Origin of the sequence: Erysipelothrix piscisicarius (genome assembly GCF_003931795.1) — a bacterium.
In the GTDB taxonomy this organism is placed as follows: Bacteria; Bacillota_I; Bacilli_A; order Erysipelotrichales; family Erysipelotrichaceae; genus Erysipelothrix; species Erysipelothrix piscisicarius.
Map to the genome: position 1 here is coordinate 636,391 of NZ_CP034234.1, position 17,933 is coordinate 654,323.

Here is a 17,933-nt window from a genome sequence, read left to right on the forward strand (position 1 = left end):
TTTGACCGATAATGGGAAAATTAAATATACTTATACTGATCGTGAAGATGAAGGTTTGGGTGTGATGTTGCGTCAAAGCTATGAGACAGGACGTGATTACAGTACGTTAATTGATCAACATTATCTTAAACATGAAGTACCCCTTCAGAATGGAAATCGTGTAGTAGTTGCTGTCAATCGCGCAGATATTGTCGCGAAATCATTTAAAACATATGCTTCAGTTATTTTGGGGAGTATTGTTTTGGATGTGCTTTTATTATGGCTTCTTTTTAGAACCTTTGGTCGATACAGTCACCAAGTTGATGATATCTTGCAGTCCATGGGACGCGTCAAAGATGGTGCCATTGACTACCGCATACCAACCGAAGATAAAGAAGATGAATTACGGGATATTTCTATTGGTATTAATGAAACGTTAGACAGCATCAGTCGGTATGTGGAGGAAATATACCAACTTGAGTTCTGTGAGAAGTATGTTTATTTGCATCAAATGCGTTATCCAAATCGCGTAGCGTATAAATTTGATATTGAACCCGGTTTGGAACAAATCATTATGCCGAAATTCACCATGCAACCCCTGATTGAAAATTATTTTGTTCATGGGATTGATTTTGGCCGGGTGGATAATGCGATCAAGGTTACAGCCTATCGTGAAGCAAGCCAAATTGTATTAGAGGTCTCTGATAAGGGTAAAGGCATGGATAACACCCGCTTAGCCCATATTCAGAAACAGATCGACGAGTCTGTCTTTAACATCAACGACCACAATTCAGTGGGGTTATTAAATGTTCATCAACGCCTCAAAACATACTTTAGTGATTCTCATTACAGTATGACAATCAGCATCAATAATCTTAAAGGTTTTACCGTCACCATGCGCTTCGATGAGGAGGGGGATAAAAATGTATAACGTATTACTGGTTGATGATGAGTATATGATCTTAAGTGGTTTACAGAAAATAATAAATTGGGATGAGTTAGGCATTCAATGTATAGGTACTGCTTCCAATGGCCAAGAGGCCTTGGAATTTGTGAGAAGTCACCCTGTGGATATTGTGGTAACGGATGTAAGCATGCCTGAACAGTCTGGGATTGAATTTGTACAAGCTGCCCAAGAAGAAGATATCAACTTCAACTTTGTGGTCTTATCAGGATATCAAGAGTTTGAGTATGTGAAAGAAGGCATACGTCTTGGGGCGGAGAACTTTTTACTTAAACCCATTAATAAAGATGAGTTAAATGAGACATTACGAAAAACAGTATCCAAGCTTGATAGTGAAAAACGACATGCGCATACGGATACACTGCTGTTTGAGAATACGCTTGAACGATGGGTGAATGATGATATTGATAATGTGGATTTGCGTCGTATTCTAAAACAGGTTGATAAACCATTACAAGCCAATGCACTGTATACGTGCATGATTATTACCCAAATTCCAGAACCGGAACAAACAACATGGATTCAACGTCTTATGGACCACAATCAATACTATGCGTTTTATGATGATCACGATCTTGTGATGATTTTAGAAGGCAATCGCATTGCGTTTGATGCAATTCGAAAAGATCTTTCAAGTCATATTGACCACCAAAAACAAATTCTTGCGGTGGGGGAACTGTTGGTGCCCCTTGAAGAAGTACCAAACAGTTATCAACAAGCGGAAACGCTGGTAAGTGTTTCGCGATTCTACGGAGACCATCCGATTACCGAACGCATGATGCTTAAAAATAAACTTGAACAGAATGAATCGATGTATGAAATTTCATTTAAAAAATTTCATCATGCCTTATCGATTGGGGATATCCATTTAATTAAATCTGAAATCGGAGCAATGTTTAAGCTGCTGTTTGAATATGAGGCAGATCCTGAATATGTTCGTTATATTGGATTTGTGATTTTCTCCGATATTTATCGCCAACATGAAAGTGTGGGTTCACAGATGTATCATGACTTGCTTCATGAGTTAAATAAATGTGATAGCATCGCGGAAATTCGTGAAGTCTTGCATCATGCTTTAGAGGCGACACGCAATGATCAGGTCTTAAAACAACATAATCCAAATATTCAAAAAGTCCTTCAAATTGTTTTGAAAGACTACGCTAAAGATATTACCATAAGTTCAATTGCGGATACATTGCATATGAACGCGATGTACCTTGGTCAACTTTTTAAGAAAGAAAGAAACAAACAAGAGTTTCTCGCAATACTTAAATCATTTTCGGATTAAGGAGGCCCAAAATCTTCTCTTAAAATCGAATCATAATATTAATGAAATTGCGGAACTTGTGGGATACACCAGTTCGGGATATTTTTATAAAAACTTTAAAAAAGAATGCGGTATTTCACCGAAAGAATATCGGGAACGTTATTTAAAACAACCGGAACGCATTCGATAAAAAAAGCACATTTATATGTGCTTTTTTGTGTTTGAATAGGGTGTTTTCTCATTAAACCATCCATCATTGGGGACAACACCGAGTGTTATCTCGAGATTGCCGCCACTCATGAGCATTTCATGAGTTAAGACACAGTCATGATAAGGGCTTCCGTTATATTGGATTTCACTTATAAAATTGCATTGCGGGTGATTGTTATGGGTGGTGATGGTGAAGGTATTCCCGTTGCTTAGGTGAATTTGTGCGCTATCCAACAGAGGGATCCCAATCACGTACTCGAGACTTCCTGGACAAACTGGATAAAATCCAAGGGCACTGAAGATGTACCAAGCACTCATACTCCCATTATCCTCGTCGCCTGGAAAAGAATTAGAGAAGCAATGGGTCATTAATTGTCGTAGAAGAACTTGACTTGAGCTTGCTTTGTTTGCGTAGGTATAAAGATAAGGAATGTGGAAGGATGGTTGATTTGAGATTGCCAGCTGTCCGAAGTCAATCTCAGCCATTTCACTCATTTCATGAATTTCAAAACCGTAACTTCCGACATCAAAAGTTGGTTTTTGATTTACGAGTGCATCTAACTTTTGTGTAAACGGGATGGCTCCACCATACAAGTTGATTAGGCCTTGAATATCGTGATAGACGCCAAAACTGTTTTGCCAAGCTGAACCTTCGGTATAGGCACCACCCCAACGATGACTGTCGAAGGGTTCTTCAAAGTTTCCATATGTATCGCGAGGTCGCATAAAACCTGTTTGAGAATCAAATAGGTTTTGGTAATTATAGGAACGTTTAAGATATGTTTCTGCTTGCTCAGGCTTTCCACAATACTTTGCAACTTGCGCAATACAGAAATCAGAATACGCATTATCAAGGGTTTGATTGACACTTTCGCCATAATGATTGGGTACATATCCATATGCGAGATAGTCATTTACGGCACGACGACCGTAGTTTGAATTGGGTGATTCTGTAGATGCTGCGTGAACCATAAGTTCAAGCAGTTGTTCGCTATCTTCAGTTCCAATCCCTTTTAAAATGGCATCACAAATCACGGCATCAATGAGTGTTCCCGGCATGAGTCCGCGCTCATCTGGGGAAAGCCACTTGGGGAGATAACCTGTATTGTTTGCGTGATTAATAAATCCCTTAAGACTCACTGCATAGTGTTCGTGGTTGATAAGACTCATCAGTGGGAAGACGGTTTTATATGTATCCCAAAAACCGTTGTTTGTAACCATATAACATGTTTCGGTTTCATGTGTCTTTGTATTGTAGTAACAAGGCTTCATGGCTTCGTCATATTCATGAAATGTCATTGGGAATAAATGAGCACGATAAAGACAATGGCGGAACATGTGACTTTGTTTGGGGTTGTGGTGATGAATCGTAATTCGATCAAGATGTTCAGACCAACACATCGCGGCATGATCACACATGGTATCAAAATCATTGCATTCGCGATTTTGATTTCGGTGCGCTTGCTTGAGTGATTGATGTGAGAAACTCGCATGGATTTGTAAGAGATTGGAATCGGTTTGGAAAACATAAAAATCATTTACCTGAACCAGCGTTCCCGGTTGATTCATTTTAAACACGAAATACATCTTGAGATTGGGGTCTTCACATCCAGAAGGATTTGAAACCCAACCCTCAAGGAGTTGCTTGTTTTGAGGTAAGTGGATTTCATGGATGGCACTTAATGCCACAGAGATGGGTTGGGTTCCTTGTAGCCGGATTGAAGCGCCATACATTGAAGCTGTGAGCTCATTTGTGAGTTGGTATCTTGAACTGTAAAGTTTAAGATAATGGGGTTCGAAAACGGCTTCGTGTTTACGATAGGTGGCTTGAATATCGTAAAGTGAACTTACACGCTGTGTTCCCGTAAACGGACTGATTAACATCGATGAAAAATCACCCATCCAAGGACTGGGTTGATGTGTTACTCGAAACCCTTGGAAGGTTTCACTTTCAGGATGAAACCACCAACTTCCTTTTGTGCCGTCCGTTTGGGGTGCGAAATAGTTCATTCCAAAAGTCACGCCTGTATAGGGGAGTGCATTTCCATTTGAAAAGGCATGGTGATTATCGGTGCCAATTCGTGTATCAATATTGAGTGATTTCATACGTTCTCCTTTAATCAGTTGATTTTCGTTTGATGAGTGTTACATCTAAAACTTGTCGGGATACTGGATGGTTTGGGTCTTGAATGCGTGAAAGCAACGCTGACATGGCGACACGTCCAATTTCCTCAAAATTCTGAGCGATGGTTGTTAAGGGGGGATCAACATAAGCACTTGCCTGTGTATTATCAAAACCAACAATTTTCACGTCTTGTGGAATCAGGGTGCCAAGGTGTTTGAGTTCATTCATAAGCGTTAAGGCTAAAATATCATTGCCACAAACAAGACCACAATGTTTTGATTGAATTCGATTGAGTAACGCGGCATCGATGCTGTGATCTGTTTGTGACCATAAAAAGGGCGCTTGATGTGTATAGTTGGATGATTCGGACAATGCTCTTAAATAACCGAAGTAACGTGTTCGTATGGAAGAGACATTTTCAATGTCTTCCGAAGTCACAAACAACACTTCATCCACACCTTGTTCCATTAAATGTTTGGTTGCCTCATAGCCACCTTGATCGTTATTTGAAACAACCGTCGTAATGGGCATCCCGGAAACTTCCTTGTCTAAAATAACGACGGGAATATTTCGTGCATAGAGGGTAAAGACCGCCTCCAATGCATCGTGATTGTCGGTGGGATAGAAAATGACTCCAGCATAATCATCGTATTGTGTTTCTAAATCGTATCGTTGAATATGCAAGCGATAAGGTGTTCCTGGAAGCGCTTGAAGCATTCCGGATGTGTAATCACCGAAATTTGAAGCATCGGGGAAGGGCATCATAAACAGTAAATCAAAGACATCATCGGATGTCTTTTTTGTATTGGTTTCGGCCACAAAACTCCCTTTTCCTTGAACACGATATATTAAACCATCTTGTTCAAGCTCGTTTAATGCACGTTTCGATGTAATCCGACTGACACCATAAGTGGTTGAAAGTTCCAGTTCAGTTGGAAGCTGACTGTGTACGGATAAGGTTCCGTTCATGATATCGCGCTGGATATTGTTTTTTATTTTTTCATACAAGGGTTTTGTCATTATTTCGTTCCTCTATCTTGTTGGTATATCATATCGAAATTATAGCATTTTTAAAGGCGAAATCAATCCAATAAAACGTACATAAAAACCTATGATTTGTTCGTTATGAAATAAATTGGTATATCATACAATGATTTTGTAAATGATAATCATAAATTGATATATCAAGTAGGAGGGTTTATGACAACGTATAATACAGTACCGCAATCAGTGGAGAACTTGATTCGCAAAATTCAGACAGAATGTGGCGAAACACATAAAGCATGGGGAAATGTTTTTGAAAATGTTTTTTCGAATACCTTGCTGACTACCGTTAAACGGATTTCAAACGATGACACCTTTGTGTTAACCGGAGATATTCCAGCAATGTGGCTTCGAGATTCGACAGCGCAAATTCGCCCATATTTAGTTCTCGCAAATGAAGATGAATCCATTCGCGACATGATATTAGGCCTTATCAATCGTCAGATTTTCTGCATCAATCATGAACCGTATGCGAATGCATTTAATGAAACAGAGAATGGAGCAGGTCATCAAACGGATAACACCTCCATGACACCTTTTATATGGGAACGAAAATATGAAATTGATTCTTTGTGCTATCCCATCCAATTATCCTATCTTTACTATCAAACGACCCAGGATACCCGTGTATTCACAGAATCGTATACGCAAGCGGTTCGTTCCATTTTATCCGTATGGGAAACGGAACAAAATCACGAAACATCACCGTATACCTTTACCCGACCAACCGACAGACCGGAAGATACCTTGGTAAACGAAGGTCGTGGAACACCTGTGGCTTATACCGGGATGACATGGTCAGGATTTAGACCCAGTGATGATGCTTGTGAGTATCACTATCTCGTGCCATCCAATATGTTTGCGGTTGTCGTTTTGGAGTACATCGAAGAAATTTATTCAACGGTTTTAAATGATGTTGAGATTGTGGAACGTGCCCACAAACTTCGCAATGACATTAAAACGGGTATTGAATCATTTGGGGTGGTGGATTCAGATTGTGGCTCAGTTTACGCCTATGAAGTAGATGGTCTTGGCAATTCAAGTTTGATTGATGATCCCAATGTTCCATCCCTTTTATCTGCCCCATACCTTGGATATTGTGCGTGGGATGACCCGTTATATCTGCGAACCCGCAATCATATCCTAAGTCCCTCCAATCGTTACTATGAGTCGGAACCTTGCTTCTGGGTGTGGAAGTTCCCATACCCGAAAGGTTACATTTGGCCAATTGCCCTTGCGATTGAGGGTCTTACAACACCTGACCAAAAAGTGAAAAAGCAAATCTTGGATACTTTGGTTCAAACAGATGGCGGCACCAAAATGATGCATGAAAGTTTCAATGTTGAAGATCCGACACAGTATACGCGCGAATGGTTCTCTTGGGCAAATATGATGTTTTGTGAACTGGTCATGGACTACTTTGGAATTCGCGTTGGAAAGGAAGGATAAACGATGAAGAAAATTGTACATATTATTTTGCACAGTCATTGGGATCGTGAATGGTATTTGCCTTACGAACAACACCATATGCGCTTGATTGAACTGATGGATGATCTTTTGGATTTATTTAAAAATGATCCAGAATTTAAAAGTTTTCATTTAGATGGGCAAACCATTCCACTGGATGATTATTTGGCGGTACGTCCTCATCGTCGTCAAGAAGTGCTTGACGCAACCCAAGCTGGAAAATTAAAAATTGGACCTTTCTATATACTACAAGATGATTTTTTAATAAGTTCTGAGGCAAATACACGAAATATGTTAGTAGGACTTGATGAAAGCAAGCAATGGGGAAAGCCAGTCATGTTGGGATATTTCCCGGATACCTTTGGGAACATGGGACAAGCGCCCCAATTAATGAAGCAAGCTGATATTCACGCAGTTGCTTATGGGCGTGGGGTTAAAACAACGGGGTTTAATAATGTTGTTGTGGATGAGACGTATGTATCAAATTATTCCGAATTGATGTGGGAAGGAGCAGACAAAACTGAAATATTCAGTATTTTGTTTGCGAATTGGTATAGCAACGGAAATGAAATTCCTGTTGAAAAAGAGGCTGCTCAGGCCTTTTGGGATCAAAAACTTGCGGATGTTGAGAAATCCGCATCTACACGTCATTTACTCATGATGAATGGGGTTGATCATCAGCCGGTTCAAAAAGATGTAACAAAAGCCATTCGTACTGCTCGTGAACTGTATCCCGACTATGAGTTTATTCATAGTAATTTCGATGATTATCTCGAAGCGGTGATGGCAGAATTGCCAGATGACTTAGGCCGGGTTAAAGGGAACTGACAAGTCAAGAAACAGATGGTTGGTATACACTTGCGAATACATCATCTGCACGTGTTTATTTAAAACAAAAAAACACCGAAGTCCAAAACCTTCTTGAACTTGTGGCAGAACCTTTAGCTACGATGGCAATGAAGGCAGATTCCCCACATGATATGCTTCGTTATGCGTGGAAAACTCTGATGCAAAATCACCCTCATGATAGCATTTGTGGTTGCTCAGTCGATGCGGTACACCGACAAATGATGACCCGTTTTGAAAATGCGGAGGAAGTGGGATTGTATGTTAGAGATCTTGCATTAGATCATTTGGAAAAACAAATGGATACGTCGATGTTTCCAAAGGCCAGTCGTCCCTTCACAATTTTCAATACACTTGGTTTCAAACGCCATGAAACTGTAACCGTCACATTGGAATGGGAACGTTTAAATTTCAACAGCGAACAACCCGACCACCTTTATAAGCAACTCGAAGCACGTATTTTACCATCTCTTTGTGTTCAAGATGAACAAGGAAATACGGTTCAAGCAGAAATTTTAGATACTTGGGTGCAGTTTGATTACGACTTACCCAAAGATGGATTCCGTGTACCTTATATGTCCAAACGCATTAAGGTGAGAATGTCGTGTGAATTGCCTGCGCTCAGTTGGAAGAGCTTCGCACTTGTTGAAGGGGAACATGAGCCTGAGCACATTGAGAAACCTGTCGAAAGCAATACGCTTGAAAATCACCATTTGAAAGTGACCATACATGAAAACGGAACGGTGGATGTTTATGGCAAAGTGAATCATAAATCCTATTTAGATGTGTTTTATTACGATGATGCGGGGGATATTGGGAATGAGTACATCTTTAAACAACCTTACGGGGACCAAACACGAACCAGTCGCCATGTTCAAGCGCACGTTGAGGTACTGGAGCGTAGTCCACTGATTCAACGTATCGCGATGACTCAAAATCTTGAGATTCCCGTAAGCGCAGATGAAACGTTATTGTATGAACAAATTTCTGTTACCGAAATGCGTCAGCGTATGGCTCAACGAAGCCTTGATACAGCACCGCTCACCCTGACAACAGAATTTACGCTCGAAGCAAACAGTCCGGTATTAAAAATCGAGACACGATTTACAAACGAAATGAAAGATCACCGTCTCCGTGCGTGTTTTGATGTTGGGTTTAAGACCAGTCATCATCAAGCTGAAAGTATTTATGAAGTCGTAACCCGTCCGAATGCGGTAAGTAAATCATGGGAAAACCCTTCGAATCCACAACACCAACAAGCTTTCTGCGGGCTTTACACTCAAGATCAGGGTGTGGTTGTTGGGAATATTGGCTTGAATGAATATGAAATTATCAATAATAACACGATGGCTGTAACGTTACTTCGAAGTGTCGGAGAAATGGGGGATTGGGGATATTTCCCAACACCGGAAGCACAATGTTTAGGAGACCATCAAATGACCCTCTATCTTGCATGTCATGGAAAGGGTGATCGTGTTCAAACATATCAAGCCGTTAAAGCAAAACATGTTGGCTTCCAAGTGAAGCAATGTAACCATCACAAAGGAAACCTTGCACCGACTCAGACATATCTAAACGTTACAAGCCAACATATGTGGATGACGGCTTTAAAACGTAACGAGCATGGTGAAGATCCAATCCTGCGTTTATACAATATGGAATCGGATGCCGGTGATTCTTTGGAGGTATCTTTCAATCAGCACACTGTTATCAAATCCGATGTCTTAGAACGCGATAAAGGACATTTTGATGGGATTATCAAACCAGCAGAAATTGTGACCCTTCGCTTTAAAGAGGAGGATGCTCATGAAACCGACAGATAAAATTAACTTACCGAAAGACTTTTGGTTCGGAGCTGCTGCGTCCGCGCCACAAACAGAAGGGGCTGCGCAAATCGATGGCAAAAGCCCTAGCACATGGGATATGTGGCACACATTAGAACCGGAGCGCTTTGATCAAGCGATGGGTCCAAATGTAACCAGTGATGTTTACCATCACTATCGTGATGATGTTAAACGCATGCAAGTAATGAAACTGAATTCATATCGTACTTCAATTGCATGGACTCGTCTTTTACCCGATGGAAACACCTTGAATCCAAAGGCAGTCACATTTTATCGCGACTATTTTAAGACAATGCGAGAAGGTGGGATTGAACCGGTTATCAATCTTTTCCACTTCGATATGCCTTGGTGGTTGATGGAAAAAGGGGGATGGGAGTATGAAGGAGTAAGTGATGCATTTGCTTATTATGCACAGGTTTGTGTTGAAACATTTGGGGATTTGGTGACCTATTGGACAACATTTAACGAACCGATTGTTCATGTGGAGTGCAGTTACCTCTATGGATATCACTATCCTGCAATTCATGATTTTAAAAAAGCGATTCATGCAGGATATCAAACTATCTTAGCTCACGCCAAAGCCATTCAGGCAATGCGGATGGTTAATCCAAATTTAAAACTTGGCACCATCCTCAACCTAACGCCGGTCTATGGTAAAAGTGATCACATTGCCGATCGGAAAGCACAAGAAGCGGCGGATTTACTGAATACGAAAAGTTTTCTTGATGGCATGGTACTTGGAAGGTTTTCTGAACCATTGCTCGATTTACTGCGTGAACACGATCTAATCCCGGATACAAACGATGATGATCTTGAAATTATTTCAAAGGTGAAGCTTGATTTTATCGGTGTGAACTATTATCAACCACGTCGTGTTCAAGCACCTGTAAAAGCAACATATCCAGCGCAAGATCCAAAAGATCTCTACATTCCTTATACTTGGCCAAAACGGAGAATGAATCCTTATCGTGGTTGGGAAATCTATCCAGAAGCGCTCACGGATATCGCAACACTTATTAAAGAAGATTACCACAATATCCCTTGGTATTTATCTGAAAATGGCATGGGAGTTGCGGATGAGATGCGGTTTGTCGATGAAAACGGAACGATTCAAGATGATTATCGCATTGAGTTTATCTACGATCACCTAAGTGTTTTGGAACAGGCGATTGCGGATGGTGCTCATTGTTTTGGATACCATTTGTGGACTGTTGGTCTTGGCTTAATGGATATCGAAATCGCTATGGATTCTATCGTGTTGATTTAAAAACACAAAAACGCTATCCAAAACAAAGCAGTTTTTGGATGCGCGATGTTATTGAACACCATCAAAAGGGGGGCGAATGAATGAAATACTTTGTCTTTGATTGGGGCGGAACGTCTGTAAAATATGCGCTTTGGGATGGAGAAGCCTTAAGGGAACACGGCGCATTTAAAACCCCAACAACGTGGGAACATCTGAAAATTGAGATGTTAGAGCGGTTTAAACCTTACCAACATAAAGTGGCAGGGATAGCGATCTCTACACCGGGTAGTGTTGATATCGAAAAAGGCGTTATCGGTGGTTTAAGTGCGATTGACTACATTCATAACTTTGAGATTGTAACGGAGATGGAATCGCTATTTGGTCTTCCGGTAAGCATTGAAAATGATGCGAATTGCGCGGCGCTGGCGGAAAGTTGGCGTGGTGTTGCGAAAGATCTAAACAATATCCTCTTTGTCGTGATTGGTACGGGTATTGGGGGTGCGGTTATTGTTGATGGAGTGCTGCAACGCGGAACACAGCGCTTTGCAGGTGAATTTGGCTGCATGATTTTTGATGGGGAAACGACATGGAGTATGGCCGGTACTGCCGTTCATATGGCAGAACGCTATTGCCTTCGCAGTGGTCTGGCACTCGATTCGGTATCGGGAGCGGAAGTGTTTCAACGAGCGGAACGTGATCCAATTGCTCTAGAGGAAGTGCATAAATTTTATGACGCTCTTGCCTTAGGGCTTTATAATCTTCAATTCACGCTCGATCCCGAATGCATTGTTTTAGGAGGTGGCGTTTCGAAACATCCAGAATTAATTTCTGAACTCAATCATCGCATTACAAGTCTTTTAAAACAAGCGCAACTTGAAGACGTAAACATTAACCTAAAGGCTTGTGCATATCATAATGATGCGAATCTGATTGGCGCGGTTGCATCACATTTAAGTCAATGTGGAGGGGGAAAATCATGAAGTATGCCGTAAGTGTAGATATAGGGGGCACCAATACACGCGTAGCCCTAATCGATGAGATGGGAACCATCATTACGCGCACAATGTTTCCAACGGACACTCAAGATCCTAAGGCGAATCTCGAAAAAATTTATGAAGTTGTAGTGGCATTCGATACACCCATCCTGGGTGTAGGCATGTCATGTCCGGGTCCACTTGATCTCAAAAAAGGGATTGTATTGACCCCACCCAATCTTACAGGATGGCATGGTTTTCCATTAAAACAAAATGCGGAGTCCATTTTTAAATGTCCTGTCTATGTTGAAAATGATGCAAACCTTGCTGGGCTTGCGGAAGTGTGTCAAGGCGCGGGACAAGGCTTTGAAATCGTTCAGTTTTTGACGATTAGTACCGGTGTGGGGGGCGGTTTGGTAATCAACCAAAAAATATTTCAAGGTGCCCATGGATTTGCGCAAGAAATTGCGAACATGATTCTTGTTCCTGGGGGACATCAATTAAAACCATTGATGCCTGGAAGTTTAGAATCAATGTGCAGTGGAACTGCACTGGTTGCACGTGCCAAGGCTTTAGGCCTTGAGGTAGAACATGCAGGTGATGTGGTGGCTTATGCGACAAAAGGAAATCTTGATGCTCAACGGATTCTTGATGAAAGTAAAGAATACCTGGCGAATGCCCTTGCCGGCATGGTTGGGATGATTGATCCGGATCTTATTGTATTAGGCGGCGGTGTGGCATTAAACATCGATGGGTATGTTGAGGATGTGACGCACCGTGTGAAAGAAAAAGTATACGATGTTCAAAAAGAAAACATTCGAATTGAGAAAGCAAAACTGGGGGATGACAATGGTCTTCTTGGTGGGGCTTTACTCGTGTTTAATTCACTTTCATAAGTGTTGTGGTTGGCCACAACACGTGACCAACCTTAAGGGAGGTTAATATGGCTGTAATTAAACTAAGTCCTGCATTTAAAGATTATCTTTGGGGTGGGACACGCTTAAAAAAAATGTATCAAAAACAAACAGATTTAGATATTGTGGTAGAAAGTTGGGAAGTATCGACCCATCCAGATGGTCCGAGCTATGTAGTAAGTGGTGTAGACTCAGGAAAAACACTTGCGGAATACATCAAATATTATGGAACCCAAATCTTGGGTACACATGCACAGGATTTTAATTTTTTTCCTATCTTGGTTAAGTTTATCGATGCGAAAGAGGACCTATCCATTCAAGTGCATCCTAATGATGAATACGGACTCAAACATGAAGGGGAATATGGTAAAACAGAAATGTGGTATATTGTTGAAGCAGATCCTGATTCCGCAATCTATTATGGTACCAAACATTTAATGAGTCGCGATCATTTTGCCCAAGCAATTGAAGCGAATACGGTACTTGATGTTTTAAACCGTGTAACTGTTAAAAAGGGTGATGTAATCTTTGTGGAAGCAGGAACCATTCATGCCATTGGCGCAGGAATTGTTATCTGTGAAATCCAACAGAATCCCAATACAACCTACCGTGTTTATGATTATAACCGAAAGGATGTCTACGGTAATCTTCGTCCACTACATCTAAAACAAGCTTTAGATGTTTCAAACTTAAAACCACTGGATACCGACTTCAAACCCCAAGGCGACCTTGAAGTCCATAATAATTATCAAAAACAATGCCTTGTATCATGTCCCTACTTTCAAACTTCAAAAATGAATCTATCGGGTGCTTTCGAGTATGTCGTAGGTCCGGAGAGTTTTGAAGCGTGGGTCGTATTAGAGGGTGCGATGGATGTGATTCATCAAGAACAGAAACTATCTCTTCTACCAGGAGAAACACTCTTCCTTGAGGCCAATACAAAGGATATCCACATTTCTGGAACAGCAACATGCTTATCAATATCTGTTTAAAGTGCCGTGTGCACTTTTTTTATTGGGGTATCTCAAAGCAGGAATGTTTAGAAACTGCTCTACTATGAAAGTATGGTTGTTGGAGGTAAATATGAGTAAACCAATTAATGTATATGTTATTAGACATGGAAAAACGATTTTTAATAATTATGATCGCATGCAAGGGTGGAGTGATACCCCTTTACTTGAAGAAAGTGAAGTGCTTGCACGTCAATTAGGAAAAAACTTAAAAACAATTAATTTTGATGCAATTTATTCAAGTGACAGCGGTCGTGTATACCAAACGCGTGATTGTATTGCGGAAGGTTACGGCCATGCTTTACCAATGCAAGCCGACCGTCGATTCCGTGAATTCTTTTTTGGTCATTTTGAAGGGGTTCCGGTTGTGGAATTGTGGAATAAAATCGCAAAGGATCGCGGGTATGATAACTTTGAACACTTACAAAAAGAAGTGAATATGATTGATCGTCTCGACTGGATTCATCAATTTGAAGATTGTGGTGCGGAATCTGCCGCTGATTTTGAAAAACGCATTGTAGCGGGTCTTGATGATGCATTGGAAGATGCACGAAAACAAGGCTATGAAAACGTGATGCTTGTTTGTCACGGGGCGGTTTGTGCACAACTGTTTAAGCTGTATACAGAGGGTGTCTGGCTCAATCGAAGTCCAGAAAATCTAAGTGTCTCAAAACTTGTGTGTGACGAGGACTCGCGTATTTTTGAGTTTGTAAACAATACTCAAATTTTGAACCAATTGTAATGTAACTTATTTTGAATTATAATAAAAACAAAGAGGTGAAAGAATGAGTAAGCATTCTATGCACAGAAAACTAAAACTCAAACCCGTAACCATTGATGATATCGATCAGTTTAATGAATTGTTGCGGTATGTATTTCAAGTTACCGGGGAAGAAATAATCAGTTCGGGATATGAAGACGAAGATGAAATTGTACGTGCGAAACGTCCAATCTTGAGTCAAGCTGATGTTTTTGGTTGGTACAACCAAGATGAACTCGTATCGCAAATCGCAATCTATCCCTGTGAAGTGAATGTCCATGGGACCTTGTATCAAATGGGTGGTATTACAGGTGTTGGAACGTATCCTGAGTATGCCAATATGGGTCTTGTTCGAGAATTAATTCAAAAAGCGTTGGAATCCATGCGTGAAAATAAGCAATACATTTCGTATTTGTATCCTTATAGTATTCCATTTTACCGACATAAAGGTTGGGAGATTATTTCCGACCAAATGTCCTTTACCCTTAAAGACACTCAACTTCCAAAAACCGTTCCTGTCAAAGGACATGTTGAACGATTAGAAATTGATGACGATGATGTTTATCGTGTCTATGATCAGTTTGCACGAAATAACCATGGGGCCATGATTCGTGACCGTTTAGCGTGGGAGGAATACTGGCGCTGGGAAAATGAAGAAGATCGTTTTGCTGCGGTTTATTATAATGCGGATGAAGACCCCACCGGATTATGTTTTTATTGGATCTCGGATGAGATTTTCAATATTAAAGAGATGATTTTTATTAACCAAGATGCGCGTAAAGGTATTTGGAATTTTATTGCAGCTCATTTTTCGATGATTGAATCTGTGAGTGGTAAAAATTATTCGGGAGAACCGATTGCATTTTACTTAGAGGACAGCGATATTGTGGAAACAATTCAACCGTACTATATGGCTCGGATTGTGGATGTACAAGGATTTCTTCGTAATTATCCTTTCGCGGATGTTTGTGAACCCTTTCATTTTGTAGTGGAAGATCAAGCAGCACCGTGGAATCATCGTATTTTCGGAATTAATTGGGATGATGAGGAGCACATTGTCATTACGTCTGAACCGATTGGGCCTGAAATTCAATTGGATATTGGGGCTTTGACGACCTTATTAATGGGATATAAATCCGTATCCTATCTGTCACGACTGGGACGTATTGTGGGCTCACAACGAGCGCTGAGAAATTTAAAACGCATTGTTGTATCCGACCGTGTATATTTTTCGGATTACTTTTAAACAAATAGAAAATAAAGAGGCAAATTATGAATTGTGTTTTTGATATTGATGGAACCATATGCTTTGACTATATGAATGTAAGTGAGGAAGGGACACAGCTCTTGGAGAAGCTTGAGGAAGCAGGCCATCACGTAATGTTTGCATCCGCAAGACCGATCCGTGATATGTTGCCCGTTCTTAAAGAACGTTATCGAAACTATACGTTAATTGGCGGTAATGGGTCAATTATTTCTCAAAATAATCAGATTGTGGATGTGTGTTTATTTGAACCCACTTTATTAAAGTCAATTATGGAAGTTTTGGAAGATGAATCGGTAGTCTACTTGGCGGATGGGAAATGGGACTTTAGTTATAATGGGGATGGAGTCATGAAATTGATTGTTTTAGAAGCGGAAGATATGAATCGTGTTCATGATCGTCTCAGTGATTTGCCGGTTTCTTTTTATCGTCATGAATCCACCGATACTTTAGATATTCTCGCGTTTAAAACGTCCAAATATGATGTGCTAAAACGCTTGGGAATTGATGATTATATTGCAATGGGAAATGATGTTAATGACATCGAGATGCTCGATCATGCCAATCCCGGAATTATGATCAACTTTAATGAACGCCTTGCACCTTATGCAGATTATCAAGTAGATTATGATGAACATTATCTTAATACCATTTTAGAAATTATTGAAAATCATAAAAAGACAGTATAAACTGTCTTTTTTTTTGACGTTTAGAACATAATACCAATGTTTTATAACATTGCACCATGAAATTCGTTGAGAACTCCTAAAATTAAGATAAAAAAGGGGTGGATGCATTGAATTGTAAACAATTAAAAAAACGGATTAAAGATTATAAGGTGCTGGCTCTGCTCATTCTGGTGGGATTGATGACGGTAACATGGTTGGGATGGGAAAATCGCCCAGCGCAAATGCGTTCAGCCCGTTATACCAATGTGCAAAACTATGAAACCATCACGGGATCCTATGACTTTACCGATACATATACTTATTTTGAGTCATTGGGTGCTCCAGTCTCGCAATCACTTTTCAAACTGGAAAAACCCTACACCTATAATGCCAATAAAGTTGATGTTGTTTTTCAAGGATATGAACTTGTTGAACTTGAACAAGCAATTCAGATTGGAACTGCATCACGAACGCCAAAAACAAAACGGTATTTGATTATCCATGTAGTTATGGAAAATCACCAACAAGAACCAATTGTGGTGAAGAATTTTCAAAATTTCAATTTTGAACGGGATTATCTTACCGCGATTAAAACCGATGCCAGTTACCCAAATTTAAATTGGACCAGTGCATCTGCAACGGGTGGGCAAATTACGATACAACCCGAATCGTCCCAAGCAGGAGATCTCTTGGTTGCGTTGAGTCCGACTCATTATGCCAATCTCTTTATGGATGGCGGCATTAAAGTGGAGTCGCCTGAAATCGATTTTGAAGATGACTTATCGGATGATCGCTTGTTTGAAAGTTATCGTCAATTGGATCTTCCGATTGCTGAAACCGCAGTTGCGAAAATCTATGATACATCAGCTGCATTACCGACAAATATGCTGCGTTCAGCGAATGGTCATGGTGTGGTAACTGAGCAATATTTACCCGATGTTACGTTTAAATCTGAGGACGGACTTTTATCCGCAACGTTGGAACGTATCGATTTTATTAATGCTGAATACAAACCATCCTACCGTGAAGGAAGACGCTACGCGGAAAAAGGGGTGCAACGGTCTATGGTGTATCGGGTCCGATTTGAAAATCACGGTACCCGACCAATCCAGGTGACTGATTTACAAACAGCACTTGAATCGGTCAATACAGGGCGTAAACGTTCGAATTATCCAGCATCAAGTCGAAGCTTCATTAATCCAAATGAACCGAAAGAAGTTTTGTATGAATTGGAAGAACACAGCAATTCTGTCATGAAAATCAATAGCGGGGATCAACTCGAATTCACCGTTGTATCAGAGAGTAATCGCACCTTATTAACGGGAACCTTTATATTAGAAAAATAGGAGGC

The 17,933-nt window shown here is 40.5% G+C and carries 15 protein-coding genes and 1 pseudogene; 14 read left to right on the forward strand and 2 right to left on the reverse strand.

Annotated features, from left to right (window positions below; translation table 11 throughout):
* The first annotated feature begins 1 nt into the window (after position 1).
* The 3 genes from EEI45_RS09015 to EEI45_RS09020 are packed head-to-tail and all read left to right on the forward strand — an operon-like array spanning position 2 to position 2,400.
* Positions 2-910 (forward strand): sensor histidine kinase, encoded by a 909-nt coding sequence (locus tag EEI45_RS09015; protein ID WP_228410495.1) that lies wholly within the window; start codon positions 2-4, stop codon positions 908-910.
* A complete protein-coding gene (locus EEI45_RS03105; protein WP_228410496.1) occupies positions 903-2,231 on the forward strand; it encodes a response regulator in 1,329 nt (442 codons plus the stop codon). The genes EEI45_RS09015 and EEI45_RS03105 overlap by 8 nt, the downstream gene beginning before the upstream one ends.
* On the forward strand, positions 2,161-2,400 hold the full coding sequence (locus tag EEI45_RS09020; protein ID WP_228410497.1) for a helix-turn-helix domain-containing protein: 240 nt from the start codon (positions 2,161-2,163) through the stop codon (positions 2,398-2,400). The genes EEI45_RS03105 and EEI45_RS09020 overlap by 71 nt, the downstream gene beginning before the upstream one ends.
* 11 nt (positions 2,401-2,411) lie before the next feature.
* Here the strand turns inward: EEI45_RS09020 and EEI45_RS03110 are convergent, their stop codons facing one another.
* Complete coding sequence (locus EEI45_RS03110) at positions 2,412-4,526, reverse strand: GH92 family glycosyl hydrolase (RefSeq protein ID WP_125164109.1); 2,115 nt, start codon at positions 4,524-4,526, stop codon at positions 2,412-2,414.
* A 10-nt stretch (positions 4,527-4,536) separates the two neighbouring features.
* The gene (locus EEI45_RS03115; RefSeq protein WP_125164110.1) at positions 4,537-5,565 is read right to left on the reverse strand and encodes a GntR family transcriptional regulator; all 1,029 of its coding nucleotides are present in this window, start codon (positions 5,563-5,565) and stop codon (positions 4,537-4,539) included.
* A gap of 180 nt (positions 5,566-5,745) precedes the next feature.
* Between EEI45_RS03115 and EEI45_RS03120 the strand changes: the two genes are divergently transcribed.
* From EEI45_RS03120 to EEI45_RS03165, 11 genes and pseudogenes are all read left to right on the forward strand, one after another.
* Positions 5,746-7,038, forward strand: coding sequence for a glycoside hydrolase family 125 protein (locus tag EEI45_RS03120; RefSeq protein WP_125164111.1), 1,293 nt, complete (start codon positions 5,746-5,748; stop codon positions 7,036-7,038).
* A 3-nt stretch (positions 7,039-7,041) separates the two neighbouring features.
* The gene (locus EEI45_RS09025; protein WP_228410498.1) at positions 7,042-7,884 is read left to right on the forward strand and encodes a glycoside hydrolase family 38 N-terminal domain-containing protein; all 843 of its coding nucleotides are present in this window, start codon (positions 7,042-7,044) and stop codon (positions 7,882-7,884) included.
* A 101-nt stretch (positions 7,885-7,985) separates the two neighbouring features.
* A complete protein-coding gene (locus EEI45_RS03125; RefSeq protein ID WP_267128147.1) occupies positions 7,986-9,725 on the forward strand; it encodes a glycoside hydrolase family 38 C-terminal domain-containing protein in 1,740 nt (579 codons plus the stop codon).
* Positions 9,709-11,093, forward strand: a pseudogene (locus EEI45_RS03130) (glycoside hydrolase family 1 protein). The gene EEI45_RS03125 and the pseudogene EEI45_RS03130 overlap by 17 nt, the downstream one beginning before the upstream one ends.
* Positions 11,094-11,972, forward strand: coding sequence for an ROK family protein (locus EEI45_RS03135; protein WP_125164112.1), 879 nt, complete (start codon positions 11,094-11,096; stop codon positions 11,970-11,972).
* The gene (locus tag EEI45_RS03140) at positions 11,969-12,862 is read left to right on the forward strand and encodes an ROK family protein (RefSeq protein WP_125164113.1); all 894 of its coding nucleotides are present in this window, start codon (positions 11,969-11,971) and stop codon (positions 12,860-12,862) included. The genes EEI45_RS03135 and EEI45_RS03140 overlap by 4 nt, the downstream gene beginning before the upstream one ends.
* 47 nt (positions 12,863-12,909) lie before the next feature.
* Entirely contained in the window at positions 12,910-13,872 is a 963-nt protein-coding gene (locus tag EEI45_RS03145; protein WP_125164114.1) for a type I phosphomannose isomerase catalytic subunit, read from the forward strand.
* A 91-nt stretch (positions 13,873-13,963) separates the two neighbouring features.
* Positions 13,964-14,632, forward strand: a complete 669-nt coding sequence (locus EEI45_RS03150) for a histidine phosphatase family protein (RefSeq protein WP_125164115.1) — start codon at positions 13,964-13,966, stop codon at positions 14,630-14,632.
* Between the two features lie 43 nt (positions 14,633-14,675).
* On the forward strand, positions 14,676-15,896 hold the full coding sequence (locus tag EEI45_RS03155; RefSeq protein ID WP_125164116.1) for a GNAT family N-acetyltransferase: 1,221 nt from the start codon (positions 14,676-14,678) through the stop codon (positions 15,894-15,896).
* 26 nt (positions 15,897-15,922) lie between these two features.
* The gene (locus EEI45_RS03160; protein WP_125164117.1) at positions 15,923-16,603 is read left to right on the forward strand and encodes an HAD-IIB family hydrolase; all 681 of its coding nucleotides are present in this window, start codon (positions 15,923-15,925) and stop codon (positions 16,601-16,603) included.
* A gap of 98 nt (positions 16,604-16,701) precedes the next feature.
* On the forward strand, positions 16,702-17,928 hold the full coding sequence (locus tag EEI45_RS03165; protein ID WP_125164118.1) for a hypothetical protein: 1,227 nt from the start codon (positions 16,702-16,704) through the stop codon (positions 17,926-17,928).
* The last annotated feature ends 5 nt before the right edge of the window (positions 17,929-17,933 follow it).

Bases quoted from the DNA above. Each gene is read 5' to 3' on its own strand.
- EEI45_RS03160 (WP_125164117.1), top strand. From the start codon at position 15,923: ATGAATTGTGTTTTTGATATTGATGGAACCATATGCTTTGACTATATG.
- EEI45_RS03115 (WP_125164110.1), bottom strand. From the start codon at position 5,565: ATGACAAAACCCTTGTATGAAAAAATAAAAAACAATATCCAGCGCGAT.
- EEI45_RS03105 (WP_228410496.1), top strand. From the start codon at position 903: ATGTATAACGTATTACTGGTTGATGATGAGTATATGATCTTAAGTGGT.
- EEI45_RS03155 (WP_125164116.1), top strand. From the start codon at position 14,676: ATGAGTAAGCATTCTATGCACAGAAAACTAAAACTCAAACCCGTAACC.
- EEI45_RS03120 (WP_125164111.1), top strand. From the start codon at position 5,746: ATGACAACGTATAATACAGTACCGCAATCAGTGGAGAACTTGATTCGC.
- EEI45_RS03145 (WP_125164114.1), top strand. From the start codon at position 12,910: ATGGCTGTAATTAAACTAAGTCCTGCATTTAAAGATTATCTTTGGGGT.
- EEI45_RS03140 (WP_125164113.1), top strand. From the start codon at position 11,969: ATGAAGTATGCCGTAAGTGTAGATATAGGGGGCACCAATACACGCGTA.
- EEI45_RS09025 (WP_228410498.1), top strand. From the start codon at position 7,042: ATGAAGAAAATTGTACATATTATTTTGCACAGTCATTGGGATCGTGAA.
- EEI45_RS03135 (WP_125164112.1), top strand. From the start codon at position 11,094: ATGAAATACTTTGTCTTTGATTGGGGCGGAACGTCTGTAAAATATGCG.
- EEI45_RS03110 (WP_125164109.1), bottom strand. From the start codon at position 4,526: ATGAAATCACTCAATATTGATACACGAATTGGCACCGATAATCACCAT.
- EEI45_RS03150 (WP_125164115.1), top strand. From the start codon at position 13,964: ATGAGTAAACCAATTAATGTATATGTTATTAGACATGGAAAAACGATT.